This is a genomic window from Streptomyces sp. NPDC007346 (assembly GCF_040703535.1).
In the GTDB taxonomy this organism is placed as follows: Bacteria; Actinomycetota; Actinomycetes; order Streptomycetales; family Streptomycetaceae; genus Streptomyces.
Map to the genome: position 1 here is coordinate 16,627 of NZ_JBEYKR010000057.1, position 25,087 is coordinate 41,713.

The 25,087-nt window shown below is 72.6% G+C and carries 20 protein-coding genes and 1 pseudogene; 12 read left to right on the forward strand and 9 right to left on the reverse strand.

Features of this window, described 5'->3' with window-relative positions; genetic code table 11:
• Positions 1 to 69 precede the first annotated feature (69 nt).
• Together treY and glgX are read right to left on the reverse strand one after the other, a co-directional pair.
• Positions 70 to 2,448: a malto-oligosyltrehalose synthase gene (treY, locus tag AB0917_RS17155; RefSeq protein ID WP_366820358.1), complete on the reverse strand. Its 2,379-nt coding sequence runs from the start codon at positions 2,446 to 2,448 to the stop codon at positions 70 to 72.
• 94 nt (positions 2,449 to 2,542) lie between these two features.
• Positions 2,543 to 4,672: a glycogen debranching protein GlgX gene (gene glgX / locus AB0917_RS17160; protein WP_366820359.1), complete on the reverse strand. Its 2,130-nt coding sequence runs from the start codon at positions 4,670 to 4,672 to the stop codon at positions 2,543 to 2,545.
• 394 nt (positions 4,673 to 5,066) lie between these two features.
• On the opposite strand from glgX, the gene AB0917_RS17165 reads away from it, so the two are divergent.
• Both AB0917_RS17165 and AB0917_RS17170 read left to right on the forward strand, forming a co-directional pair.
• A complete protein-coding gene (locus AB0917_RS17165) occupies positions 5,067 to 6,302 on the forward strand; it encodes an SAV2148 family HEPN domain-containing protein (protein WP_366820360.1) in 1,236 nt (411 codons plus the stop codon).
• A 297-nt stretch (positions 6,303 to 6,599) separates the two neighbouring features.
• Entirely contained in the window at positions 6,600 to 7,313 is a 714-nt protein-coding gene (locus AB0917_RS17170) for a 3'-5' exonuclease (protein WP_366820361.1), read from the forward strand.
• 57 nt (positions 7,314 to 7,370) lie between these two features.
• On the opposite strand, the gene AB0917_RS17175 is transcribed toward AB0917_RS17170, so the two are convergent.
• Together AB0917_RS17175 and AB0917_RS17180 are read right to left on the reverse strand one after the other, a co-directional pair.
• Complete coding sequence (locus AB0917_RS17175; RefSeq protein ID WP_366820362.1) at positions 7,371 to 7,724, reverse strand: DUF4333 domain-containing protein; 354 nt, start codon at positions 7,722 to 7,724, stop codon at positions 7,371 to 7,373.
• 92 nt (positions 7,725 to 7,816) lie between these two features.
• Positions 7,817 to 8,683: an aminoglycoside phosphotransferase family protein gene (locus AB0917_RS17180; RefSeq protein ID WP_366820363.1), complete on the reverse strand. Its 867-nt coding sequence runs from the start codon at positions 8,681 to 8,683 to the stop codon at positions 7,817 to 7,819.
• A gap of 124 nt (positions 8,684 to 8,807) precedes the next feature.
• Between AB0917_RS17180 and AB0917_RS17185 the strand changes: the two genes are divergently transcribed.
• The 10 genes from AB0917_RS17185 (at position 8,808) to AB0917_RS17230 (ending at position 20,428) form a co-directional block, all read left to right on the forward strand.
• Positions 8,808 to 9,797 (forward strand): sugar ABC transporter permease, encoded by a 990-nt coding sequence (locus tag AB0917_RS17185; protein WP_366820364.1) that lies wholly within the window; start codon positions 8,808 to 8,810, stop codon positions 9,795 to 9,797.
• Positions 9,794 to 10,633, forward strand: coding sequence for a carbohydrate ABC transporter permease (locus tag AB0917_RS17190; protein WP_366820365.1), 840 nt, complete (start codon positions 9,794 to 9,796; stop codon positions 10,631 to 10,633). The genes AB0917_RS17185 and AB0917_RS17190 overlap by 4 nt, the downstream gene beginning before the upstream one ends.
• Positions 10,633 to 11,931: an extracellular solute-binding protein gene (locus AB0917_RS17195; protein ID WP_366820366.1), complete on the forward strand. Its 1,299-nt coding sequence runs from the start codon at positions 10,633 to 10,635 to the stop codon at positions 11,929 to 11,931. Before AB0917_RS17190 ends, AB0917_RS17195 begins: the two co-directional genes overlap by 1 nt.
• Before the next feature lie 77 nt (positions 11,932 to 12,008).
• A complete protein-coding gene (mgt, locus tag AB0917_RS17200; protein WP_366820367.1) occupies positions 12,009 to 13,208 on the forward strand; it encodes a macrolide-inactivating glycosyltransferase in 1,200 nt (399 codons plus the stop codon).
• A gap of 537 nt (positions 13,209 to 13,745) precedes the next feature.
• Positions 13,746 to 14,948 (forward strand): S8 family peptidase, encoded by a 1,203-nt coding sequence (locus AB0917_RS17205; protein WP_366820369.1) that lies wholly within the window; start codon positions 13,746 to 13,748, stop codon positions 14,946 to 14,948.
• 134 nt (positions 14,949 to 15,082) lie between these two features.
• Positions 15,083 to 15,631: a DUF1697 domain-containing protein gene (locus AB0917_RS17210; protein ID WP_366820370.1), complete on the forward strand. Its 549-nt coding sequence runs from the start codon at positions 15,083 to 15,085 to the stop codon at positions 15,629 to 15,631.
• The gene (locus tag AB0917_RS17215; protein ID WP_366820371.1) at positions 15,624 to 16,007 is read left to right on the forward strand and encodes a nuclear transport factor 2 family protein; all 384 of its coding nucleotides are present in this window, start codon (positions 15,624 to 15,626) and stop codon (positions 16,005 to 16,007) included. The genes AB0917_RS17210 and AB0917_RS17215 overlap by 8 nt, the downstream gene beginning before the upstream one ends.
• A gap of 191 nt (positions 16,008 to 16,198) precedes the next feature.
• Positions 16,199 to 17,890: an ABC transporter ATP-binding protein gene (locus tag AB0917_RS17220; protein WP_366820372.1), complete on the forward strand. Its 1,692-nt coding sequence runs from the start codon at positions 16,199 to 16,201 to the stop codon at positions 17,888 to 17,890.
• Complete coding sequence (locus tag AB0917_RS17225) at positions 17,887 to 19,695, forward strand: ABC transporter ATP-binding protein (RefSeq protein ID WP_366820373.1); 1,809 nt, start codon at positions 17,887 to 17,889, stop codon at positions 19,693 to 19,695. The genes AB0917_RS17220 and AB0917_RS17225 overlap by 4 nt, the downstream gene beginning before the upstream one ends.
• Before the next feature lie 97 nt (positions 19,696 to 19,792).
• Positions 19,793 to 20,428 (forward strand): DsbA family protein, encoded by a 636-nt coding sequence (locus AB0917_RS17230; protein WP_366820374.1) that lies wholly within the window; start codon positions 19,793 to 19,795, stop codon positions 20,426 to 20,428.
• 46 nt (positions 20,429 to 20,474) lie between these two features.
• On the opposite strand, the gene AB0917_RS17235 is transcribed toward AB0917_RS17230, so the two are convergent.
• The 5 genes and pseudogenes from AB0917_RS17235 to AB0917_RS17255 all read right to left on the reverse strand — a co-directional run.
• Positions 20,475 to 21,227, reverse strand: a complete 753-nt coding sequence (locus AB0917_RS17235; RefSeq protein WP_366820375.1) for a sirohydrochlorin chelatase — start codon at positions 21,225 to 21,227, stop codon at positions 20,475 to 20,477.
• Between the two features lie 8 nt (positions 21,228 to 21,235).
• Entirely contained in the window at positions 21,236 to 22,162 is a 927-nt protein-coding gene (locus AB0917_RS17240; protein WP_366820376.1) for an ABC transporter permease, read from the reverse strand.
• The gene (locus AB0917_RS17245) at positions 22,149 to 22,940 is read right to left on the reverse strand and encodes an ABC transporter ATP-binding protein (protein ID WP_366820377.1); all 792 of its coding nucleotides are present in this window, start codon (positions 22,938 to 22,940) and stop codon (positions 22,149 to 22,151) included. The genes AB0917_RS17240 and AB0917_RS17245 overlap by 14 nt, the downstream gene beginning before the upstream one ends.
• 57 nt (positions 22,941 to 22,997) lie before the next feature.
• On the reverse strand, positions 22,998 to 24,113 hold the full coding sequence (locus AB0917_RS17250) for an aliphatic sulfonate ABC transporter substrate-binding protein (RefSeq protein WP_366820378.1): 1,116 nt from the start codon (positions 24,111 to 24,113) through the stop codon (positions 22,998 to 23,000).
• A gap of 236 nt (positions 24,114 to 24,349) precedes the next feature.
• Positions 24,350 to 25,087: pseudogene (locus AB0917_RS17255) on the reverse strand (hypothetical protein); the annotation flags it as partial.

Here is a 25,087-nt window from a genome sequence, read left to right on the forward strand (position 1 = left end):
GCAGGCGCACCCAGGTGAGGCAGTCCGCCCCCGAGGGCAGGGCCGTCCCCGCCCCCGAGGACAGAGCCATCACCCCCGCACCCGCCGCAACAGCGCCACCGGCCACTGCCCGAACAGCTCGCCCGCCGCCACCGCGCCCCCCGTGAACTCCCGCCCCGGCGCGGGCGCCAGCACGTCCCGCCACGGGCCCGCGTCCGGCAGCTCCACCACCGTGTCCCGCCAGCCGCCGCCCTCCGCGAGCCGCAGCGACAGCCGGGTCACCGCCACCGCCACCTCGCCCGACCGGCCGAACGCCACCACGTGCCCGGCCGCCGCACCCCGCGCCGCGAGCGGTACGTACGTCCCCGACTCCCCGAACACCTCCGGCAGCTCCCGCCGCAGCCCCAGCGCCGCCGCCGTCACCACCTGCTTCTCCTCCGCCGCCTCCGGCCGCCGGAACGGGCGCCGGTTGTCCGGGTCGACCAGGGCCAGGTACTCGCTCTCCGTGCCCTGGTACAGGTCCGGCACCCCCGGCATCGTCAGCTGCACCAGCGCCGCCCCCAGCACATTGGCCCGCACATGCGGAGCCAGCGACTCCGCGAAGCCGGTCACCAGCCTGCGGGCCGTACCGGACCCGCTCCCCGGTCCTGCCGCGACGAAGTCCGTCACCGCCCTCTCGTACGCCGCGTCCGGCTCCGTCCAGCTGGTGAAGAGCCCCGCCTCGCGCACCGCCTTGAGCAGGGCGGGCTCCAGCCGGGGGCCCAGCTCCTCGGCGGGCAGCGGCGCGCAGCCGTAACCGGACTGCCACGCCTGCCAGGCCAGCTGCGGGTCCGGCGCCGCGACGGGGGTGGCCTCCGTCAGCTCGGCCACCAGCTCCGCCCACCGCCGCGGACACTCCGACAGGACCGCGATCCGGGCCCGGACATCGGCGCTGCGCTTGGTGTCGTGCGTGGTCAGGACCGTCCCCGTGGCGGGCCAGTTCCGGGCGATCCGGGCGGCGAAGGCGTGGAACCCGTCCACCGTCACCGCGGGCCGGCCGGGGTCCCCGCCCACCTCCGTCGCCGAGATCAGCGGCACGTACCGGTAGAACGCGGTGTCCTCCACCGACTTGGCGTGCAGCGCGGACGCCGTCTGGGCGAACCGGGCGCAGAAGGACGCCTGCTCCTGCCCGCCGCCCAGCCGCCCGAGCGCCAGATCCCGTACGACGTCGACGGCGGCGGCCTCCTCCGGTACGGAGAACACCGCCTTGGCGTCCCGCACGGCGTCCTCCGGAAGGGCTTCCTCCGCGACGCGGGTCGGCGGGTCGCCCGCCGTGACGTACGGGCGGTAGACCGGAACCCGTACCAGCAGCTCCCGGATCGCCGTCCGCAGCGCCCAGGGCGCGTGGTCGCGCAGGGCGGGGTCCCCGGCGCAGACGGAGGCCGCCTGCCGGGTCAGCCAGGCGGTCTCGGAGGCCAGTTCGTGGGTGACCACCCCGTACGCGGCCCGGCGCACGGTCGCCTTCCAGTAGCCGCCCCGGTCGCCGGGCGGGCCCGCGAACTCCCGGTAGCGGCCGAGCAGCTCCGCCGCCCCCGACGGGTCGGTGAACAGCCCGTCGATCCGGTGCAGCGCGTCGTAGCCGGTGGTCCCGGCGACCGCCCAGCCGGCCGGGAGGTGTTCGTCGCCGGTGAGGATCTTCTCCACGACCGTCCACCGGCCGCCGGTGGCCTCGTCGAGCCGCCGCAGGTAGGCGGCCGGGTCGGCGAGGCCGTCCGGGTGGTCGATCCGCAGCCCGTCCAGCACCCCGTCCCGGAGGAGTTCCAGGACCTTCCCGTGGGTGGCGTCGAAGACCTCCGGGTGCTCGACGCGGACCCCGATCAGCTCGGAGACGGTGAAGAACCGGCGGTAGTTCAGCTCGGTACGGGCCAGCCGCCACCAGGCGAGCCGGTAGTGCTGGGCGTCCAGCAGCTCGGGCAGCGGCAGCCCGGCCGTGCCCGTACGCAGGGGGAACTCCTGCTCGCCGTAGCGCAGCACCTCCCCGTCGAGGTCCACGAAGAGGGCGTCCAGCTCCCCGCCGAGCGGCCCCGCGAGGACCGGGAGCAGCACCTTGTCGCCGCCCGCCGTCCAGTCGATGTCGAACCAGCGGGCGTACGGGGAGGACCGCCCCTCGCGCAGCACCTCCCGGAACTGCCGGTTGTACCGGGGCACGGCGGCCATGTGGTTCGGCACGATGTCCAGGACCAGTCCGAGCCCGTGCTCCCGGGCGGTGGCGGCGAGGCTCCGCAGCCCCTCCTCACCGCCCAGCTCCTGCCGTACGCGGCTGTGGTCGACCACGTCGTAGCCGTGCCGGGAGCCGGGGACGGCCTCCAGGACGGGGGAGAGGTGCAGATGGGAGACGCCGAGCGCGGCCAGGTAGGGCACCGCCTTCTCGGCCGCCGGGAAGGGGAAGTCGGGCTGGAGCTGAAGCCGGTACGTGGCGGTGGGCGTCATGCACACCTACGTACCCATCCCGGGGCGATCCGTGTCACCCCGGGCGGGACGCTCACCCCCGCCGCCCCTCCGGGCGGGCCGTCACGGCACGGGTTCAGGCGGGGCGCTTCAGCACGGTCAGGCTGCGTCCGATCAGCGTCACCTGTTCGCCCTCGGCCACCTTCGGCCCTGTCCCCGGAGGCACCCCTTCCGGCCGGGCGGTGTCCACGACGACCTGCCACTGCTCCCCGTGGTCCACCGGGACGGCGAACTCCAGCGTCTCGGCGCTCGCGTTGAACATCAGCAGGAACGAGTCGTCACGGATCCGCTCCCCGCGCGGCCCCGGCTCGGAGATCGCCTGGCCGTTGAGGAACACCGTCATCGCCTTGGCGTGCGCCGCCTGCCAGTCCTGCTGGGTCATCTCCTCACCCTCAGGGGTGAACCAGGCGATGTCGGAGAGCTCGTCGTGCGTGCCCTCCACCGGCCGCCCGTGGAAGAAGCGGCGGCGCCGGAAGACCGGGTGGTCGCGGCGGAGCCACACCATGGCCCGGGTGAACTCCAGCAGGTTCCGGCGGAACGCGTCGTCCGGGGCGTCCGGGTCGGGCCAGTGGATCCAGGACAGCTCGTTGTCCTGGCAGTAGGCGTTGTTGTTGCCCTTCTGCGTACGGGCGAACTCGTCCCCGTGGCTCAGCATCGGCACGCCCTGCGACAGCATCAGCGTGGCGATGAAGTTCCGCATCTGCCGGCCCCGCAGCTCCAGGACCTCGGGATCGTCGCTCTCACCCTCGGCGCCGCAGTTCCAGGACCGGTTGTGGCTCTCGCCGTCCCGGTTGCCCTCGCCGTTGGCGTCGTTGCGCTTGTCGTTGTACGACACCATGTCGTGCAGCGTGAAGCCGTCGTGGCAGGTGGTGAAGTTGATCGAGGCGAGCGGGCGGCGCCCGTCGTCCTGGTAGAGGTCGGACGAGCCCGTCAGCCGCCCGGCGAACTCCGCCAGGGTGCGCGGCTCGCCCCGCCACAGGTCGCGGACCGTGTCGCGGTACTTGCCGTTCCACTCGGTCCACAGCGGCGGGAAGTTGCCCACCTGGTAGCCGCCCTCGCCCACGTCCCACGGCTCCGCGATCAGCTTCACCTGGCTGACCACCGGGTCCTGCTGGACCAGGTCGAAGAAGGAGGAGAGCCGGTCCACCTCGTGGAACTGGCGGGCCAGGGTGGCCGCCAGGTCGAAGCGGAAGCCGTCCACGTGCATCTCGGTCACCCAGTACCGCAGCGAGTCCATGATCATCTGGAGGACGTGCGGGGACCGCATGAGCAGGGAGTTCCCGGTGCCCGTGGTGTCCATGTAGTACCGCTGGTCGTCGGTCAGCCGGTAGTAGGAGGCGTTGTCGAGGCCGCGGAAGGAGAGCGTGGGACCCAGGTGGTTGCCCTCGGCCGTGTGGTTGTAGACGACGTCGAGGATGACCTCGATGCCCGCCTGGTGCAGGGCCTTCACCGCCTGCTTGAACTCCAGCACCTGCTCCCCGCGCTCGCCCCAGGAGGCGTACGCGTTGTGCGGGGCGAAGAAGCCGATGGTGTTGTAGCCCCAGTAGTTGGCGAGCCCCATGTCCACCAGCCGGTGGTCCTGGACGAACTGGTGGACGGGCATCAGCTCGATCGCCGTGACGCCCAGTTCGGTCAGGTGGGCGATGACCTCCGGGTGCGCGAGCCCCGCGTACGTACCGCGCAGCTCGGGCGGCAGCCCCGGATGGAGCATCGTCAGCCCCTTCACGTGGGCCTCGTAGATCACCGTGCGGTGGTAGTCCGTCCGGGGGCGGCGGTCGTCGCCCCAGTCGAAGTACGGGTTGACCACGACCGAGCTCATGGTGTGCGGCGCCGAGTCCAGGTCGTTGCGGGCGTCCGGCTTGCCGAACGGGTAGCCGTACACCGCCTCCCCCCACGCGATCTGCCCGGCGACCGCACGGGCGTACGGGTCGAGCAGCAGCTTCGCGGAGTTGCACCGCTGCCCGTGCTGGGGCTCGTAGGGCCCGTGCGCCCGGAAGCCGTACCGTTGACCCGGCATCACCCCGGGCAGGTAGGCGTGGCGCACGAAGGCGTCGGTCTCGCGGAGCTCCACCGCCGTCTCTGAACCGTCGTCGTGCAACAGGCACAACTCGATCCGGTGGGCGGCCTCGGAGAAGACCGCGAAGTTGGTGCCGGCGCCGTCATAGGTGGCGCCGAGGGGATAAGCGTGTCCCGGCCAGACCTGCATAGATAGGACTCTTCCACTTCTGATCCGGGTGCGGTGGCTTTCCTCGGCCCGTTACCCCCCGAATACTCCCCGAAAGTGGGGCGTGCACCTAGTACGTCACGCGGTGCGGCCGGGTCCCGTCGCCCGTCTCCGGCCACAGCGGTCAACTTCGGACACCCGGGTGCCGCCCCGGACGCGATGACGGACGCGCCCGGCCGGCGGGTGTCCGGAACACGGCCTTCGCCAGGGTCCCCAATCGCTATGAATCAGCTCACTCCACCCGAACTTTCCGCAAGGAACAGGTCCTCACGTCAGGCGAGTTGAGAAACCGGCCTGACCATCGGGCTGCACCGGATCCCGCTCGCGGAGTACCCTTCCTTGATCGTTGGGTGGGGCAGTGGAAGGCGGTACGCGGGTGAGCTCGGGAGGGTTCGAGCTACCCCCAGGTGACGCAGGTCACGAGGGGGAATCGACCGATGCGCCGCCCGGGGCGGTGTCCCTTGCGCAGCCCATGGAGATCGGCGCCGAGCTGGACTGGGGCGCCGAGGCCTGGAACGAGGTGCGCACCCGCGCCCAGCGGGCCGGACGTGCCTATATCTGGCTGAATCTGGTCGAACAGAGACTGCGCGCGGTCGTCGCCGCGGTGCTCCGGCCGATCTACGAGCCGGTGCACGGCGAGGACTGGGTGGTGGCCGCGGCCGGACCGGCCGGGCAGGAGTGGGTGCAGCGGGCCGTCGCCGTACGCGAGGTCTCGCGCCGCAAGGGCTATCTGCTGGACCCGGCCGACGACAACGTCCTCAGCTTCCTCACCCTGCCGCAGCTGCGGGAGCTGATGGTCCAGCACTGGCCGTGCTTCGAGCCGTACTTCGACGACCGGCGGGACGTCGAGCTGGCCCTCGACGAGCTGGAGGTGGCCCGCAACGTCGTCTCCCGCAACCGCGCGCTGAACGAGGCGGTCCTCGCGCAGGCGGAGCGCGCCTCCGCCCGCCTCCTGGACATCCTCGGCAGCGGGGCGGGCGTGCCCTCGGCCGACCGGCTGCCGGTGGACGCGGTCGAGGAGCTGGTCGGCGACCGGTACGCGGACGTGGTCTCCGTCCACCCCGACCGGGTCCGGCTCCAGCGCCAGCTGCCCGCCGAGGACCTGTTCGGCGGGGCGCGGCGGCTGGACGCCATCGGCATAGGCCTCAACCTGCTCGTGCAGAACTTCTCCGGCCGGCGTCTCGTCCGGCTCGCCGAGTCGGGCTGCCGGGTCCGGCTGCTCTTCATCAACCCGGCCAGCAGCGCGGTGAAGCGGCGGGAGCGGGAACTGGGCATCAAGAAGGGCGAGCTGAGCCGCTCGGTGGAGATGAACATCCTCCACATGCGCCGGGTCCGCTCCAAGCTCCGCGACCCGGGCGCCTTCGAGATCCAGGTCTTCGACGAGACCCCGCGCTTCACCGCGTACCTGGTGGACGGCGACGGGTCGGACGCGGTGGGCGTCGTCCAGCCCTACCTGCGGCGGGCCCGGGGCATGGAGGCGCCGGTGCTGGTGCTGCGCGGCGGTGGGCGGCGGACGGTGGTGCGGGCGGGGCAGGACAGCGAGCACGGCCTCTTCGAGACGTACCGGGAGGAGTTCGAGTCGGTCTGGACGGATTCGCGCCCGGTGTCGTGAGGCCCTGTGGTGCCCGGTGTCGGTGTCGTGAGGCCCCGTGGTGCCCGGTGTCGGTGTCGTGAGGCCCCTCGTGTCCGGCGTCGTGAGAGACCCCCCTCGCGCCCGGCGTCGTGACGCCCCCTCGTGCGCGGTGCCGTGAGGCTTCCTCCTGACACCCCTTCCTGTTGTTGGCGTCAGTCAGTGGTAGAGCCACGACCACCGGGACCTGAGTATCAGCATCAATGTCAGTGGTGCGTGCGAAGGTGGTCATCACTCGGGGGGAGCACCACGGGGGAGCATCACGAAGGAGGTATCGGGATGAGCTGGCATCAGGGAACACTGGTCGGCTTCGACCTGGAGACGACGGGGACCGACGTCGAGACCGACCGGATCGTCACCGCCGCGCTGGTCCGGCTGGAGCCGGACGGGAGGGTCTCCGAGCAGCGCACCTGGCTGCTGGACCCGGGGGTGGCCATACCCGAGCAGGCCTCCGCGATCCACGGGATCGGCACCGACCACGCCCGTACCCACGGTGCGCGGGCGGAGTCGGCCGTGGAGGAGATCACCCAGGCGGTCGCCGAGGTGCTGCGCTCGGGGGTGCCGCTGGTGGTGATGAACGCGCGCTACGACCTCTCGCTCCTGGACCGTGAATGCCACCGGTACGGAGTGGAGTCGGTCGACGAGCGGATCGGCGGCGTGCCCTCGCCCGTCATCGACCCGCTCGTGATCGACAAGCACGTCGACAAGTACCGCAAGGGCAAGCGGGCCCTCCAGGCCCTGTGCGAGCACTACGGCGTGACCCTGGACGACGCCCACGACGCGAGCGCCGACGCGGTGGCGGCGGTCCGTGTGGTGCGGCGCATGGGCGAGCGTCACCGCCCCGTCAGCACCCTGCCCCCCGGCGAGCTGCACGCCCTCCAGGTCCGTGCCGCCGCCGAACAGTCCGCCTCGCTCCAGGCCTACCTCCGCCGCACGGCGAACCCGGCCGCGGTGGTGGAGCAGGCCTGGCCGGTGATCCCGCGGGCGCGGTGAGCCGGGCCGGAGGGGGGAAGCCTCCGGGGGCAGGGTGCGGGCGGGGAAGCCCTCGGGTCAGCTCGCGGCGGGGGAAGGCGTGTCGTCGGCCTTGATGTCGAAGTTGATCTTCTCGTCCTCCACCGAGGTGACGGTGACCGTCACACCCAGGGTGCTGCCGTCCTTCGCCGTGAGCGTGCAGCGGGTGGTGGTGTCGACCTTCCCGACGAGGTCCTCGGGGCAGGTGATGTCGGGCGTCGGCTGACCCGTCGTCTCGGCGAGCTTCTCGGCGACCGTGGTGGCCAGCTGGTCCGAGGACAGCTTCGGTGCGGAGTTGCCCAGGGTGACCGAGCCCGAGCAGCCCACGAGCAACACCCCGGCGGCTACGGCCGAAAGGCTCCAGATCGCCACGGACGGGCGGGCTTTGGTCATGGTCGGGCTCCATCTCGGTCGATCGGGTGGTGAAGTCGCCGGAAGCATACGCGAGGCCGCTCTGCCCCCTGTCCCCGAGTCCGGCGGAGGGTTCAGAACGGATACCACCGCACCTCCGCGTCCCCCTCGCGCAGCGAGGCCACCCTGCGGCGGAATTCGGCGAGCGCCTTCGGGTTGGCGGGGGCGTGCTGGGCGACCCAGGCGCAGCTGGCCGTTTCGCGGGCCCCGCGCAGGACCGCGCAGCCGTCCCACTCCCGTACGTCCCAGCCGTACGCGGAGGTGAAGGCGTCGTAGGCCGCGGCGGGCAGCCCGTAGCGGTCGCGGGAGAGGGCGAGGACGACCAGGTCGTGTTCCCGCAGGTCCGTGGAGAAGGTCTCCAGGTCGACCAGGACCGGACCGTCGGGGCCGATGTGCACGTTGCGGGGGAGCGCGTCGCCGTGGATCGGGCCCGGGGGCAGATGGGGGACCAGGGCGGCGGCCGCGGCCGCGAAGCCGTCGCGGCGTTCGCGCAGGTAGTCGGCGTCGGCCGGGTCGATCGTGTCGCCCGCCAGGGTCAGCCAGCGCTCCACCCCGCCGAGCAGCTCGCGGCGCGGGAGGGCGAAGTCCGCCGGGGCCGGCAGGGCGTGCACCCGGGAGAGCAGGGGCGCCAGGTCGCGCGGTTCGGCGGGGCGTACGGGGTCGGGCAGCCGGTGCCACACCGTCACCGGGTGGCCCCCGACCAGGCGTACCTCGTGCTCGGCGGCCCGGACGGCCGGGACGCCCGACGCGGCGAGCCAGTCGGCGACGGCCACCTCCCGCTCCGCCCGAGCCACCAGCTCCGGGTGGCCGGTGGCGTCCCGGCCGACCTTCACCACCAGCCCGTCGGCCGCGAAGACCGCGTTCTCGCCCAGTGCCAGCAGCTCCGGTGAGCCGGGGAAACCGGCGGTCGTCAGCACCTCGCGCGCACGCATCTCGTCCATGGGTGCGATTTTGCATCCGCGCAGGCCGCCTTGACGAACCGACGGCCCGTCAGCACGATGGCGTAGGCCTTCGGAACGGCCAGAACGGGATGAAGCACCCCAAGAGAGTGCAGGGGGCACATTCGTGACATCAGCGACCGCGAGGAAGCGGTCCGGTCCGGGCGGCACACCTGACGGGCAGCGGGGTGCACGTAACGGGCCGGGCGGTGCACGCGACGGGCGGGGCGGCGGCCCCGGCGCGGCGGCCCAGGGCCGGGCGGCCTGGTTCCTCGTCCTGCCCGCCCTCCTCCCGATCCTGGTCCTCAGTGTCGGACCGCTCCTCTACGGCATCGCGCTCGCCTTCACCGACGCCCAGTCCGGCCGCACCCGCTCCACCCAGTGGATCGGCACCCTCAACTTCCAGGACCTCCTGCACGACACCCTGTTCTGGGACTCGTTCCGGATCGGCCTGCTCTGGGCCTTCGGTGTCACCGTCCCGCAGTTCCTCCTGGCCCTCGGCCTCGCCCTGCTGCTCGATCAGCGGCTGCGGATGCGCTGGCTGGCCCGCGCGCTGGCGATCATCCCCTGGGCGATGCCCGAGGTCGTCGTCGGCATCATGTGGCGCCTGGTCTACAACCCCGACGCGGGCATCCTCAACGAGACCGTCCGCGACCTCGGCCTCGGCGACGGCCGGGACTGGCTCACCGGCCTCGCCACCGCGCTCCCGGCCGTGATCCTGGTCGGCATCTGGGCGGGCATGCCCCAGACCACCGTCGCCCTGCTCGCCGGACTCCAGAACACCCCGCACGAACTCCACGAGGCGGCGGCCCTGGACGGGGCGGGCGCCTGGCGCCGGTTCCGTACCGTCACCTGGCCCGCGATCAAGCCCATCGCGCTCGCCATCAGCGCCCTCAATCTGATCTGGAACTTCAACTCCTTCGCCCTGGTCTACGTCCTGACCAGCGGCGGACCCGGCGGCCGGACCCGGCTGCCGATGCTCTTCGCGTACGAGGAGGCGTTCCGCTACGGACAGTTCGGCTACGCCGCCGCGATGGGGTGCGTGATGGTCGCGGTGATCTCCGTGATCCTCGCCTGCTACCTCGTCGGCCGGATCAGGGGAGGCGGCGAGCGATGAGCCTGCCCACCGGCAGGGCCGCGCGGGCCGGCCAGTACCTCGCGCTCCTGGCGTACCTCGTCTTTCTGGCCTTTCCGTTCCTCTGGCTGCTCTCCACCGCCTTCAAGCCCGCCCGCGAACTGGGCTCGCTGCACCCCACCTGGATCCCCGAGCAGCCCACCCTGGACAACTTCCGCCAGGCCTTCGACGAGCAGCCGCTGTTCCAGGCGGCGGCCAACTCGCTGACCGCCGCCGTCTCCGCCGCCCTGATCGCCGTCGTCGTCGCGACCCCGATGGCCTATGTGATGGCCCGCCACCGGGGCCGGCTCGCCACCGCCGCGACCGGCTGGGTCGTGGTCAGCCAGGCGTTCCCGTTCGTCCTGGTGATCATTCCGCTCTTCCTGGTGCTGAAGAACCTGCATCTGATCAACACGCTGTGGGGGCTGATCCTGGTGTACGTCGTCTGGTCGCTGCCCTTCGCGCTGTGGATGCTCGCCGGGTACGTCCGGGCCGTGCCCACCGAGCTGGAGGAGGCCGCCGCCGTCGACGGCGCGGGCCGCGTACGGACCCTCGTCTCGGTCGTCGCCCCACTGCTCGCCCCTGGGATCGTCGCCACCGCGCTCTTCGCGTTCATCACCGCGTGGAACGAGTTCTTCTTCGCGCTCGTCCTGCTCAATACCCCGGAGAAGCAGACCCTGCCGGTCGTCCTCACCCACTTCCTCGGCGCGGAGGGCGTGGCCGACCTCGGGCCGCTGGCCGCCGCCGCGTTCCTCGCCACACTGCCCTCCCTCGTCCTCTTCGCCTTCATCCAGCGCCGCATCACCGGTTCCATGACGGCCGGGGCGGTGAGGGGCTGATGCGCACCCTGGCCCGGCGGGCCGCGGCCGCCGCCACCGTCCTGGCCCTGCTGCTCACCGGCTGCTCCGGTGGTGGCGGCGGTGGGCGGGACGCCGACGGCACCATCCGGCTCCGGTTCCAGTCGCTGGCCTGGCAGAAGGAGTCCGTCGACGTCAACAAGCAGCTGGTGAAGGAGTGGAACGCCGCCCACCCCGGCGTACAGGTGGAGTACGTCCAGGGCAGCTGGGACAACGTCCACGACCAGCTGCTCACCTCCTTCGAGGGCGGCGAGGCGCCCGACATCATCCACGACGCCTCCGACGACCTCGCCGACTTCGCGTACGGCGGCTACCTCGCCGACCTGCGCCCCTTCCTTCCCGGCCGGCTGAAGGCCGACATCCCCGAGCGGTCCTGGCGCACCACCACCTTCGACGGCGGCATCCACGGAGTCCCCTTCCTCCAGGAACCCCGGGTCCTGATCGCCAACGCCGAGATCCTGGAGGCGTCGGGCGTGCGGATCCCGACGCCGGAGCGCCCCTGGAGCTGGACGGAGTTCCGGCAGGTGACGAAGAAGCTCACCGGCGAGGGCCGTTACGGGGTCGCCTGGCCGCTCAAGGAACCCGTCTCCGTCACCCTCAACCTGGGCCTCTCCGGGGGCGGCCGGCTCTTCCACCGCGATGCGGACGGCAAGGCGGAGCTGCGCTTCGAGGAGGGCGACACGGTGGTGACCGGCACCATCCACGACCAGGTCAACACCGATCGCAGCGCTCCCCGTACGGCGCTCGGGATGGGCGGCTCGGACGCCCTGCCCGGCTTCTTCGGCGGCCGGTACGCCATGCTTCCGCTCGGCTTCGCCTACCGCCAGCAGGTCGTCGAGCAGGCCCCCGAAGGGTTCGAGTGGACGGTCCTGCCCGCTCCGGCGGGCAGCGGAGGGCTGGCTCAGGGGGTGAGCCCGCAGACCCTCTCCGTCGCCGAGGACAGCCCGCACAAGAGGGAGGCCGTCGCCTTCATCGACTTCCTGCTGCGGCCGCCGAACATGGTCCGCCTGGCCCGGGGCGACTGGATGCTCCCCACCGGCACCACCGCCCTCGCCCACCCCTCCCTCCACACCGCCGAGCACGGCTGGGCCACCGGGACCGCGCTCGCCGGGCATCTGCGCCCGGCGCCCGCGCAGACCGTGCGCGGCTATCCGGAGTGGAAGGACAAGGTCGCGACCCCCGCGCTCCAGGAGCACTACCGCGGCGCGATCGGCACCGATGAGCTGCGCAGACGGCTGGTCGACGACGGCAACCGGGTGCTGGCCCGCTACCAGCGCTGAGGGGAGTGCGAAACGTCAGGCGCCGGAGGCCGGTAAATAGGTCGACGATACGTATCGTCTCGCCTACGGTGGGGGTCATGACGGAATCACCGCGTGCCCACATCGCCATGTTCTCCATCGCCGCCCACGGACATGTGAACCCGAGCCTGGAGGTCATCCGGGAGCTCGTCAACCGTGGGCACCGTGTCAGCTACGCCATCCCCGCCCCGCTCGCCGACAAGGTCGCGGCCACCGGCGCCGAGCCGGTGCTCTACACCTCGACCCTGCCGACGGACGACGACCCCGAGGCCTGGGGCACCGAGCTGATCGACAACATCGAACCCTTCCTCGACGACGCCATCCAGGCGCTCCCGCAGCTCGCCGCCGCCTTCGAGGGCGACGAGCCCGACCTCGTCCTGCACGACATCACCTCCTATCCCGCCCGTGTCCTCGCCCACCGCTGGGGCGTCCCCGCCGTCTCCCTCTGGCCCAACCTGGTGCCCTGGGAGGGGTACGAGGAGGAGGTCGGCGAGCCGGCGACCGCCGAGCTGAAGCAGACCGAGCGCGGCAAGGCGTACTACGCCCGCTTCGCGAGCTGGCTCGCCGACAACGGCCTCGGCCATGTCCCCAGCGACGACTTCGTGGCGCGCCCGCGCCGCGGCCTCGTCCTGATCCCGCAGGCGCTCCAGCCCAACGCGGACCGGGTCGACCACGGGATGTACACCTTCGTCGGCGCCTGCCACGGGGACCGCGCCGACCAGGGGGAGTGGCAGCGCCCGGCCGGGGCCGAGAAGGTGCTCCTGGTCTCGCTCGGCTCCTCGTACACCAAGCAGCCCGCCTTCTACCGGGAGTGCGTCGCGGCCTTCGGAGGGCTTCCCGGCTGGCACGTGGTGCTCCAGATCGGCGCGCATGTCGATCCGGCCGAGCTCGGTGACGTACCGGCGAACGTGGAAGTGCACGCGTGGGTCCCGCAGTTGTCGGTGCTGAAGCAGGCCGACGCGTTCATCACCCACGCCGGGGCGGGCGGCAGTCAGGAGGGGCTCGCCACGGGGACGCCGATGGTGGCCGTGCCGCAGGCCGTCGACCAGTTCGGCAACGCCGACATGCTCCAGGGGCTCGGCGTGGCCCGGCACGTCCCGATGGAGGAGGCCGACGCCGCGACGCTGCGCGAAGCCGTGCTCGCCCTGGTCGACGACCCGGAGGTGGCCGAGCGGTCCGCCCGGCTGCGGGAACAGATGGCGAGGGAGGGCGGCACGCCCCGGGCGGCCGATCTCATCGAGGCCGAACTGTCGCTCTGAGCGGATCGGCCGGACTGGTATCCGGACGTTCTGCGCTCCGTCCCGCACCTCCGTACAGCGCGGTCGTGCGGGGCGGGGCGCCCGTCCGTGCGGTGCCGGTGGTCGTTGCATCTGCACGCACCCCTGGGTGACTCCACGCCTCCGGCAGGGGACTTCACCCATCTTGCGCACTTCTTCACGCCCGTTCACATGTCTTCACGCCTACGCGCGTGTGGCCTACGGCGTCGACACCGGGTGCGCGCGGGGGCTGTGTGCGGTGGCGCGAGAAGCCCAACAACGCCTGTGAGCTGGTGTTTTGCCGTACGCGTATCTTCCGCCGGGCCCGCCGGTCCGGGGCTGTCTCCGCGCGTCGACGCCGGTCGCCCGCCGTGAGGCGCCATGGCTGATTCCTTGTTACGAAACCTTGTTGAGTAAGTCACAGCTGCAAGGGGGTCTTGATCTGTGCCCGTCAATCGGTCAGGGTTTCGAGCCAACCCCCGGAGCACTTCCGGCCGGAGGTCAATCCCCCCACAGAGATTGACGAGGAGACCCCTCTTCATGACCAAGCACCAGCGCACCACCCGCCGGACCAAGCTGACTGCCGCGATCACCGCCGTGGCAGCCGCAGCCGGAGTAACCCTCTTCGGAACCTCGTTCGCCGGAGCCTCGCCGGCTCCCATGGGCACGGTCTACGGCGCGGACGCCGAGACCGCCGTCGCCGGCAGCTACATCGTCATGCTGGGCGAGAAGGCGGACAAGTCCAAGCTCGCCGAGCAGTACGGCGGCAAGCTCCAGCGCAACTATTCCTCCAGCATCAACGGCTTCTCCGCCAGCGGCCTTTCGGAGACGGAGGCCAAGCGCCTGGCCGCCGACCCGTCCGTCGCCAAGGTGGTGCAGAACAAGAAGTTCAGCATCGACGCCACCCAGGACAACCCCCCGTCGTGGGGTCTGGACCGCGTCGACCAGAGCGAGACCGCGGGCGACAACGCGTACATCTACCCCGACACCGCCGGTGAGGGCGTCACGGCGTACGTCATCGACACCGGGGTCCGCGTCACCCACGAGGACTTCGAGGGCCGCGCCACCTCGGGCTTCGACGCCGTGGACAACGACGACGACGCCGACGACGGCAACGGGCACGGCACCCACGTGGCGGGCACCATCGCCGGCGCCTCGCACGGAGTCGCCAAGAAGGCCAAGATCGTCGCCGTCCGCGTCCTGGACGACAGCGGTTCGGGCACCACCGAGCAGGTCATCGCCGGCATCGACTGGGTCGCCGCCAACGCCTCCGGCCCGTCCGTCGCCAACATGAGCCTCGGCGGCGGAGCCGACCCGGCCCTCGACGCGGCCGTCCAGAAGGCCATCGCCGCCGGTATCACCTTCGGTGTGGCCGCCGGCAACGAGTCCCGGGACGCCGGCCAGGGCTCGCCCGCCCGTGTCCCCGAGGCGATCACCGTGGCCTCGTCCACGGTGGACGACCAGCAGTCCTCGTTCTCCAACTACGGTTCCCTCGTGGACATCTACGCCCCGGGCTCGGACATCACGTCCACCTGGAACGACAGTGACACCGGCACCAACACCATCTCCGGTACGTCCATGGCCACCCCGCACGTCGTCGGCGCGGCCGCCGTCTACCTGGCGGGCAACCAGGACGCCACCCCGGAGGACGTCGCCACGGCGCTGACCGAGGGAGCCACCCCGGACGCCATCTCCAATGCGACGCCGGGCACGCCGAACAAGCTCCTCAAGATCGTCGAGTAGCACCCCGGTCCCGGGCGGTGGCGCCCCACCTCCGCCACCGCCCGGAACACCTCGCGCACAGCCGCCGCCGCGCCCTCCCCCACGGGGCGCGGCGGCTGCGCGCGGGAGGAAGGATCGCTCTAGTGTGGGGGGCCATGACGACGACGTACGCGGCGCTGTTGCGCGGGATCAACGTGAGTGGCCACAAGAGGGTTCCGATGCCGGAACTGCGCACCGTGCTGGGGGAACTGGGGCACACCGACATCGCCACCCACCTGCAGAGCGGCAACGCCGTCTTCCGCAGCGCCGACGAGGACGAGGGGGCGCTCGCCGCCGCCCTGGAGAAGGCGCTCCACGAGCGGTTCGGGTTCTCCGTCAGCTGCGTGGTCCGCAGCGGGGCCTACCTCGCGGCCGTCGCCGACGCCTGCCCCTACCCCGCCGCCGAGTTGGAGGGCAAGCAGCTCCACGTCACCTACTTCGACCGGCCCGTGGAGAGCGGACGCTTCGCCGCGCTCGACGCGCAGGCCTACCTGCCCGAGGCCTACGAGCTCGGTGACCGCTGCCTCTATCTGTACGCCCCCGAGGGACTCGGCCGCTCCAAGCTGGCCGAAGCGCTGGCGCGCCCCCGGCTGACCACGGGCCTCACCGCCACCACCCGCAACTGGAACACCGTGGCGAAACTCGTGGAGATGACCCGTGTCTGAGCCGTCGCCTGCCGTGGCCGCGGCCATCGAAGGCGAACTGCGCCTGCTGGACCCGGTGGTACGCGCCTCCGCGGATCTCCTCGCTTCCCTGCTGCACCCCGAGTTCCGGGAGATCGGCACCGGCGGACGGCTCCGGGACCGGGAGTCGGTCATCGAGGCGCTCACCGCCGACGGCGCCCCCAGCCCCGGCCCCCTGACCGCGTCCCGGATGCGGGGCGCGGAGCTCTGCCCGGACCTGGTGCACCTCACCTTCGACACGGAGTCCAGGGGGCTGCGCTCGCACCGCAGCTCCCTGTGGCGGCTGACCGGGGAGGGATGGCGGCTCTACTTCCACCAGGCGACCCCGTTCACCGACGACCCGGCCGGGGAGGCCTGATCCGTTCCGGCGGGCGGGCGGCGGGGGCGTTCCGGCGGGCGGCGGGTCGACGTGCGGGGGCCGGGGAGCGTGTGGGGGGCCGGAGGGTCGGCCGCGAGGAGCGCAGGCTAGCCTTGCCTCCGTTTGGCTGGAGACGGGTGGCCGGAAGTCGCCGCACCGCTCCGGTCCGGTACACGCTGAGGAGCAGGTGAGTGGGGGCTGACACGTCCGGGCGCGGTGTCATCCGCCGCGCCGTCACAGGGCAGCGCCGGGACGTCGTCGTCGGTTCGCTGCTGGGCGCCGCCCACCAGACCGGCGAGGCGCTCGTCCCCGTACTCATCGGCCTGATCGTCGACCGGGCCGTGGTCCGCCCCGACGGGGGAGCGCTCGCCGCCTGGCTGGTCGTCCTCGCCGCCGTCTACGCCATGCTCTCCTACGGCTTCCGCTTCGGCGCGCGGGCCGGTGAGCGAGCCGCCGAGCAGGCCGCGCACCGGCTGCGGCTCGACGTCGTAGGCCGGGTCCTCGCCCCGCACGGCGGCGCCGAGGCCGGGCGGCCCCCCGGGGCCCTGGTCAACGTGGCCACCGAGGACGCCCGGCGCGTCGGCGCCTTCAATATGGCCCTCACCCTCGGCATCGCCGCCGTCGTCGGCGTCGTCGCGGGCGCGGTCCTCCTGCTCCGCGCCTCCGTCCCCCTGGGCCTCCTCGTCCTGATCGGCGCCCCGCTCCTGATGGCGCTCGGCCACTTCCTCGCCCGCCCCCTGGAACACCGCAGCGGGGCCGAGCAGGAGCGCGCCGCCCACGCCTCCGGGGTCGCCGCCGACCTGGTCGCCGGGGTCCGCGTGCTCAAGGGCCTGCGGGCCGAGCGCGCCGCCGTCACCCGCTACCGGGCCACCAGCCAGGCCTCCCGCGAGGCCAACGTGCGCGCCGCCCGCGCCGCCGCCCTCCAGACCGGCCTGATGCTCACCCTCACCGGCGCCTTCATCGCCCTGGTCGCCCTCGTCGGCGGGCGCCTGGTGCTCAGCGGCTCCATCGGCCTCGGCGCCCTCGTCTCCGCCGTCGGCCTCGCCCTCTTCCTCCCCGGCCCGATCGCCGTACTGGCCTGGGTCGGCGTCGAACTCGCCAGGGCCCGCGCCTCCGCCGCCCGCATCGCCGACGTACTGGCCGCCCCCGGCGAGACCACCGGCGGCACCGCGGAACCCGCCGCCCCCACCCCCGGCGAACTGCGCCTGCGCGGCCTCGGCCACGCCGGGCTCGACGGGATCGACCTCACCGTGCGGCCCGGCGAACACCTCGGCATCGTCGTCACCGACACCGCCGACGCGGCCACCCTGCTGCACTGCCTGGCCCGCCGCTGCGACCCGGACCGGGGACGCGTCGAACTCGACGGCACCCCCGTCACCGAGCTGGCCCCCGCCGCCCTGCGCTCCGCGCTCCTGGTGGCCGAGCACGACGCCCAGCTCTTCGACGGCACCCTCCTCGACAACGTCACGGCCGCCGCCCCCGCCGGAGCCGACCCGCGCCCGGCCATGGACGCCGCCGCCGTCGACGAGGTCGCCGCCACCCTGCCGGGCGGCACCGCCGGGCGGATCGGCGAGCGCGGCAGTTCCCTCTCCGGCGGCCAGCGCCAGCGCGTCGCCCTGGCCCGCGCGCTCGCCGCCGACCGCGCCGTCCTCGTCGTGCACGACCCGACCACCGCCGTCGACGCCGCCACCGAGGCCCGCATCGCCGCCGGTATCCGCCGCGCCCGCACCGGCCGCACCACGGTCCTGGTCACCAGCAGCCCCGCCCTGCTCGCCGCCACCGACCGCGTCGTCCTCATCGACGGCGGGACCGTCACCGCCCAGGGCCCGCACGAGGACCTCGTACGCGACCATCCCGTCTACCGCACGGCGGTACTCACATGACCACCCCCACCGGCCCGGCGGACGACAGCGCCGAACTGCTGCCCATCGCCACCGGCGCCCGCACCCGGGCCGCCCTGCGCACCCTGATCCGCCCCGACCGGGGCCGCGCGATCCTGGGCCTCGGCGTCCTCGTCTGCGCGACCGCCGTAGGGCTCCTCGTGCAGCCGCTGCTCGGCCGCGTCGTCGACATCGTCGCCGACGGCCGCCCCGCCGACGCCCTCACCCTGCCCGTCGTCCTCCTGCTGGTGGTCGCCGTCGTCCAGGGCCTCACCACCACGCTCGGCCTGACCCAGGTCGCCCGGCTCGGCGAGACCGTACTGGCCCGGCTGCGCGAACAGTTCGTCGAACGCGCCCTGCACCTGCCCGCCGACCGCCTGGAGCGCGCCGGGGCCGGCGACCTCACCGCCCGGGTCACCGGAGACGTCGCCCGGGTCGCGGAGGCCGTCCGCTCCGCCCTGCCCGAGATGGCCCGCTCCATCCTCGCGATCGTGCTGACCCTCGGCGCGCTGGCCCTGCTGGACGTACGGTTCCTCCTCGCCGCGCTGCTCGCCGTACCCGTCCAGGCGCTCACCGCCCGCTGGTACGTACGCCGGGCCGTCACGGTCTACGCCGACCAGCGGGTCGCCAACGGGGCCCAGCAGCAACAGCTCCTGGAGACCATCGGCGGAGCGGCGACCGTACGCGGCCACCGGCTGGAGGAGCAGCACACCGTGAAGAGCGCGCGGCGCTCGCACAGGGCCGTCGAGCTGACCATGCGCAGCGTCCACCTGGTGCTCGGCTTCTACGCGCGGCTGCACATCGCCGAGTACATCGGCCTGGCCGCCGTACTGATCACCGGGTTCCTCCTGGTCGGCGACGGGGCCGTCTCGATCGGTACGGCGACGGCCGCGGCCCTCTACTTCCACAGCCTCTTCGGACCCGTCAACGCCGCCCTCGTCCTGCTCGACGAGGCCCAGTCCGCGGCGGCCGGACTGGCGCGGCTGGTCGGGGTGACCGACACCGAGGGGAGCGCGGGCCCAGGGGCGGTTGAAGGCCACAAGGCGAGCGTCGTAGACCTGCCGCACCAGAGGACCGGCCCCGAGGCGGCCGTCACCGTCGACGCGGTCAGCCACGCCTACGGGCCCGGCCGCACCGTCCTCCACGAGGTCTCCCTCACCCTCCGCGCGGGCGAACACGTGGCCCTCGTCGGGACCAGCGGGGCCGGGAAGTCCACCCTCGCCCGGCTCGTCGCCGGAGTCCAGCAGCCCACCGGCGGCACGGTCTCCGTCGCGGCGAGCGCGGCAGGCCCCCCGGTCGTCCTGGTCACCCAGGAGGTCCACGTCTTCACCGGGACCCTCGCCGAGGACCTCCGCCTCGCCCGCCCCGACGCCACCGACGCCGACCTGCGCACGGCCCTGGCCGCCGTGCACGCCCTGGAGTGGGCCCAGGGACTGCCCGAGGGGCTCGCCACCGTCGTCGGGGAGGGCGGGCACCGCCTCGACCCCGCCCGCGCGCAGCAACTCGCCCTCGCCCGGCTCGTCCTGGCCGACCCCCCGGTCGCCGTCCTCGACGAGGCGACCGCCGAGGCGGGCAGCGCGGGCGCCCGGACCCTGGAACGCTCCGCCGAGGCCGCCCTCTTCGGCCGCACCGCCCTGATCGTCGCCCACCGGCTCACCCAGGCCGTCGCCGCCGACCGGATCGTGGTGCTGGAGGCCGGCCGGGTCGTCGAGAGCGGCACCCACGACGAACTGCGCACCGCCGACGGCCCGTACGCGGCGCTCTGGCGCGCCTGGTCCGGCAGCCGCGCCGCCGCACCCCGCCCCTGAAGGGGCCGGGAGCCCGGCGGCCGGCGGCGAGTGGCCCACCGCACCGGTGCGTGATTGGCCCAGGAGCACACGCCAATCGCTGCCTAGGGTGAGATCCATGACCACGCAGCACCCCACCACCGTCCCCGCCCGCACCGCCGTCGACTTCTTCTTCGACCCGGCCTGCCCGTTCGCCTGGATAGCCTCCCGCTGGATACTGGAGGTGGAGCAGCGGCGCGACATCGAGCTGCGCTTCCGCCCCATGAGCCTGTACCTGCACAACCAGGGCAATGAACTGGCCCCCTGGTACCGCGAGTTGGTCGACAAGTCGATCGGCCCGGTCCGGGTCGCCGTCGCCGCGGCCGCCGCCCACGGCGACGGGGTCCTGCGGGACCTCTACACCGCGCTGGGCACCCGCATCCACCAGCGCAAGGAGGAGGACTTCGACGCCGTGATCGCCGCCTCCCTGGCCGAAGTGGGCCTGCCCGCCGAGCTGGCGGAGGCCGCGCACTCCACGGCGTACGACGACGAGGTGACCCGCGGCCACGACGCGGGCAAGGACCCGGAGCAGGACGCGTACGTGGGCACGCCGACGATCCACGTCGACGGCACGGTCTGGTTCGGCCCGGTTCTCAACGCGATCCCGCGCGGCGAGGAGGCCGCCGAACTCTTCGACAGCTTCCGGGTGCTCGCCAACCACCAGGGCTTCTTCGAACTGAAGCGCGCCCGCACGGGCGGCCTGTCCTACGACTGAGGGCCGGTCGGCCGGGGCTGCCCGGACCGTCCGGATTGCCGGGCCCTCACGCCGAAAGCGAGGCCCCCACCGGCGCCCGCGCCTCGTCGTACCGGTCCAGCAGCAGCCGGGCCAACTCCGGGGCCGGGCCCAGGACATCGGCCAGTACGTCGGCCCCGGCGGCCTCGGCGCCCGCCGCGATGCGGTCGGGGAGCCGGCCGGGGGCGATGACGTACGGCGCGACCGCCACCCGGCGCACCCCGTCGGCGCGCAGGGCCCGTACCGCGTCCTCGGTGCGGGGAAGGGCAGCGGAGGCGAACGCAGGCCGCACGGCGCACCAACCGGTGTGCCGCAGCTCCCGCGCGATTTCAGCGATCACTGCGATCGCCTCCGGGTCTGTGGATCCCGCCGAGGCCAGGACGAGCCCGGTCCGGGGGAGGTCGCCGGAGCGGACCCCGGCCTCCCGCAGCCGCCGCCCCAGTGTGGCGTTGAGCAGCGGGGACGGGCCGAGCACGTCGGCCTGGCGGATGTGCAGCCGTGGCAGCCGGGCGCGGGCCTCGCGCAGGACCGAGGGGATGTCGGTCTTGGCGTGGAACGCCCGGGTGAGCAGGAGCGGCAGGGCGATGACCTCGTCCGCCCCCTCCGTGGCCAGGCGCTCCAGCACCCGGGGCACGGAAGGGGCGTTGAACTCCAGGAACCCGGTCTCCACGCGCAGCCCCGGCCGCTGCGCCCGCACCCGTTCGGTGAGGGCGTGCACGGTCGCGGCGTGCCGTGGGTCGCGGCTGCCGTGGGCGATGACGAGGAGGACGGGACGGGACATGGCGTGACTCAGTTCTTGACGAGGAGGCCGCGGCTGCGCAGTACCCACCGCTCCAGCGGACTGAAGATCAGCAGGTCGATCGCGATGCCGACGAACAGGATGAGCAGGATCGAGAGGAAGACCCCGGGCATGTCGAAGTTGCTGCGGCCGTTCTCCAGCAACTGCCCGAGCCCCAGACCCAGTTCGGGGGAGGAGGCGATGATCTCGGCGGCCATCAGCGAGCGCCAGGAGAACGCCCAGCCCTGCTTGAGCCCCGCCAGATAGCCGGGCAGCGCGGCCGGGAGCACGATGTGCCAGGTCCCCCGGACGCCGGTCGCGCCCAGCGTGCGGCCCGCCCGCAGGAACAGCGGCGGCACCTGGTCCACGCCCGAGACCAGCCCGTTGGCGATCGAGGGCACCGCGCCCAGCAGGATCACCGCGAACATCATGCTGTCGTTCAGCCCGAGCCAGATGACCGCCGGGGCCACCCACGCGACCGACGGCAGCGACTGGAGCCCGGACAGGATCGGCCCGATCGCGGCCCGGACCAGCTTCACCCGGGCGACCAGCAGCCCCAGCGGCGTACCGATGGCCACCGCCAGGAGGAAGCCGAGCAGACCGCGCGAGACGCTGGTCCAGACGACCTCCAGCAGAGTGCCCTTGAGCCACATGTCCTTGGCGCTGTCCCACACCGCGGACGGCGGCGGCAGCTTGTAGACCTCGGTGACCTCGGCGCGGACCAGCAGCTCCCAGACGATCAGCACCAGCGCCACCGCCACGACGGGCGGCAGCACCTTGCTCTGCAGGACCTCACGGACCGGGGTGCGGCGGATCTGGACCGCGTCCAGGGCGTCGAGCCCGGCCTCCAGGCCGGCCAGATCGTCGGGCTTCGCGTCGACGGGACCGGCCGGTCCGTCCGGCCGCTTCCGGTCGGACGTGATGTCAGTGCTGGCCATGTCGGCGGATCTCCCCACGCAGTTCTTCGGTGATCTCGACGGACAGCTCCGCCACGGCGGTGTCCTCGATGCGGCGCGGCTGCTCGATGTCGACCGTCCACTCCCGGGCGATCCGGCCCGGCCGGGACGAGAGCAGGATGACGCGCTGCGCGAGCCGTACGGCCTCGCGCACGTTGTGCGTGACGAAGAGGACCGAGGCGTTCGTCTCGCGCCAGATCCGGGTCAGCTCGTCGTGCAGCACATCGCGGGTGATGGCGTCCAGAGCCGCGAACGGCTCGTCCATCAGCAGCAGTTGGCTGTCCTGGGCCAGGGCGCGGGCCATCGCGACCCGCTGGCGCATACCACCGGACAGCTCGTGCACCCGCTTGCCGTACGCGCCGCCGAGACGGACGAGTTCGAGCAGCCGCTCGGCCTCGTCGCGGCGCTGCGACTTGGGGACCCCGCGCAGCCGCAGGGCCAGTTCGATGTTCTTGCCCGCGGTCAGCCACGGGAAGAGGGCGTGCTCCTGGAACATCAGGGCCGGCCGCCCGCCGGGGGTCTCGATGGACCCCGCGGAGGGGCGGTCGAGTCCGGCCACCAGATTGAGCAGCGTCGACTTACCGCACCCGGAGGCTCCCAGGAGGGTGACGAACTCACCCGGAGCGACATCGAGGGTGATGTCGTCCAGGACGAGCTGCTGCCCCGTGGGTCCGGCGAAGGACTTCGAGACGTGCGCGAGACGGGCGGCGTGCTCGACCGTCGTACGGTCCTCGGCCTTGGTGAGGGTGGTGGTCGCCATGGTCGTCACCTCCTGGGAATCCTGGGAATCCGATGGATCCCGGTGCGGATGAGCGGGCTACTTGACGCCGAGACCGGCGTCGTCGACCTCAGGCTGACCGTCGGCCTTCAGGATCTTGTTGAGCGGGCCCAGGTCGTAGATCCCGTCGAGCTGCGGGTTCTCCAGCAGGCCGGCCTTCACCGAGAACTCCGACTGCGTCTTGAGCGTGGTGGCCAGCGGGTCGTCGGTGATCTCGATGGACTCCCACGCCGGGTCGAGGATCTCCTGCGGCAGCGGCTTGCCGCTCAGCTTCTCCAGCGCCTTGTTGGCGGACGCCTTGGCCTCTTCCGGGTTCTCGTTGATCCACTTGTTGGTGGAGACCGAGCCCTTGATCACGGCCTCGACGACATCGGGGTGCTTGTCGAGGAACTTCTGCGACACGATGATGTGCGTGATCACGAACTTCTTGTCCGGCCACAGGTCCGTCTCGTCCAGGAGCACCTTCGCGCCGTCGGAGACCAGCTTGGAAGCGGTCGGCTCAGGAACCCACGCCCCGTCCAGCGAACCGGACTTGTAGGCGTCGGGCGTCACCTTGTTGTCCGAGCGGACCACGGAGACGTCGCCCTTGCCGCTCTGCGGGTCGACCTTCCAGCCCTTCTCGGAGATCCAGTTGAGGAAGGCCACGTCCTGCGTGTTGCCGATCTGCGGGGTCGCGATCCGCTTGCCCTTGAGGTCGTCCAGAGTCTTGATCTTCTCCGGGTTGACGACCAGCTTCACCCCGCCGGAGGCCGAACCCGCCACGATCCGCAGGCCCTTGCCCTGGGACTTGACGTAGGCGTTGATGGCGGGGGAGGGGCCGATGAAGCCGATGTCGATCGAGCCGGCGTTCAGCGCCTCGATCTCGGAGGGGCCGGCGTTGAAGGTCGTGGACTCGACCTTGGTGCCGCCCAGCTCCTTCTGGATGGTGCCTTCCTGGATACCGACCAGGGCGGTGGCGTGCGTGAGGTTCGGGAAGTAGCCGATCTTCACGGTGTCGGCGGAGAGCTTCTTCTCCCCGCTGGAGACGTTCGCCTTCTTCGCGTCGTCCTCCTGGGCGTCGGAGCCGTAACCGCAGGCGGTGGCGGCCAGGGCCAGCAGCGGCAGCGCGGCGACAGCGGCCAGGGAGCGGCGAAGGGCGGAACGGGGGGCAGGCACGGGAGGCTTTCCTCTCGTTGGCCCGGTGCTCGCGTCCCGCTGGTGGTCAGGGGGGCGCGGCCGGGAGATCGGCAGGTCTTCGGCGGTTCGGACGGTGCGGGTGGTGCAGGTGGGCGCGCAAGCGGTGCGCGTACGTCATCACGCACATCGCCCGACCCCGCCCTGGCCGCTGCCGAGGACGCCGCTGCCCACCCGGCCGCCCTCCTTCGCGAAGGTGGAGAAGAAGTCGGTCACGGTCAGAAGTCCCATTCGGCGTCGTCGTCGGCCACGACCGGTTCCGGGGCCGCGGCGAACGCGGCGCCCGCCATGCCGGCGCTCAGCGTCGTACCGTCCGCCGGGTCGATCAGGAGGAACGAGCCGGTGCGCCGGGAGTCGGCGTACGCGTCCAGCGCGAGCGGCTCGGCGGTGCGGACGACGACCCGGCCGATGTCGTTGGCGACGAGCTGTCCGGGGGCCGGGTGCTGGGAGAGGTCGTCCAGGGTGAGCCGGGACGGGATGTCCTTGACGATCGCCTTGACCGTACGGGTGGTGTGCTTGAGCAGCACCCGCTGGCCCACCGAGAGCGGCTGGTCCGCCACATGGCAGACGGTCGCCTCGACGTCCTGGGTGGCCGGCGGGGCGTCGTCGGCGGGGGCGATCAGGTCGCCGCGCGAGATGTCGATGTCGTCGGCCAGCCGGAGCGTCACCGACTGCGGCGCCCAGGCGATGTCGACGCTCTCGCCGAGCGCGTCGATGCCCACGATGGTGGAGGTGCGGCCCGAGGGCAGTACGGAGACGGCCTCGCCGACCCGGAAGACCCCGGCGGCGATCTGACCGGCGTACCCCCGGTAGTCGGGGTGCTCGGCGGTCTGCGGGCGGATCACGTACTGCACGGGGAACCGGGCGTGGCAGGCGGTGAGGTCGTGGCTGACCGGCACCGTTTCCAGGTGCTCCAGGACGGTGGGGCCGCCGTACCAGTCCATGTGCGCGGACGG

Excerpts from the sequence above, each read along its gene's own strand:
- AB0917_RS17180 (WP_366820363.1), bottom strand. The coding sequence starts at position 8,683 with ATGGACGAGATGCGTGCGCGCGAGGTGCTGACGACCGCCGGTTTCCCC.
- AB0917_RS17170 (WP_366820361.1), top strand. The coding sequence starts at position 6,600 with ATGAGCTGGCATCAGGGAACACTGGTCGGCTTCGACCTGGAGACGACG.
- AB0917_RS17210 (WP_366820370.1), top strand. The coding sequence starts at position 15,083 with ATGACGACGACGTACGCGGCGCTGTTGCGCGGGATCAACGTGAGTGGC.
- treY (WP_366820358.1), bottom strand. The coding sequence starts at position 2,448 with ATGACGCCCACCGCCACGTACCGGCTTCAGCTCCAGCCCGACTTCCCC.
- AB0917_RS17240 (WP_366820376.1), bottom strand. The coding sequence starts at position 22,162 with ATGGCCAGCACTGACATCACGTCCGACCGGAAGCGGCCGGACGGACCG.
- AB0917_RS17235 (WP_366820375.1), bottom strand. The coding sequence starts at position 21,227 with ATGTCCCGTCCCGTCCTCCTCGTCATCGCCCACGGCAGCCGCGACCCA.
- AB0917_RS17175 (WP_366820362.1), bottom strand. The coding sequence starts at position 7,724 with ATGACCAAAGCCCGCCCGTCCGTGGCGATCTGGAGCCTTTCGGCCGTA.
- AB0917_RS17230 (WP_366820374.1), top strand. The coding sequence starts at position 19,793 with ATGACCACGCAGCACCCCACCACCGTCCCCGCCCGCACCGCCGTCGAC.
- mgt (WP_366820367.1), top strand. The coding sequence starts at position 12,009 with ATGACGGAATCACCGCGTGCCCACATCGCCATGTTCTCCATCGCCGCC.
- glgX (WP_366820359.1), bottom strand. The coding sequence starts at position 4,672 with ATGCAGGTCTGGCCGGGACACGCTTATCCCCTCGGCGCCACCTATGAC.
- AB0917_RS17195 (WP_366820366.1), top strand. The coding sequence starts at position 10,633 with ATGCGCACCCTGGCCCGGCGGGCCGCGGCCGCCGCCACCGTCCTGGCC.
- AB0917_RS17245 (WP_366820377.1), bottom strand. The coding sequence starts at position 22,940 with ATGGCGACCACCACCCTCACCAAGGCCGAGGACCGTACGACGGTCGAG.
- AB0917_RS17205 (WP_366820369.1), top strand. The coding sequence starts at position 13,746 with ATGACCAAGCACCAGCGCACCACCCGCCGGACCAAGCTGACTGCCGCG.
- AB0917_RS17225 (WP_366820373.1), top strand. The coding sequence starts at position 17,887 with ATGACCACCCCCACCGGCCCGGCGGACGACAGCGCCGAACTGCTGCCC.
- AB0917_RS17190 (WP_366820365.1), top strand. The coding sequence starts at position 9,794 with ATGAGCCTGCCCACCGGCAGGGCCGCGCGGGCCGGCCAGTACCTCGCG.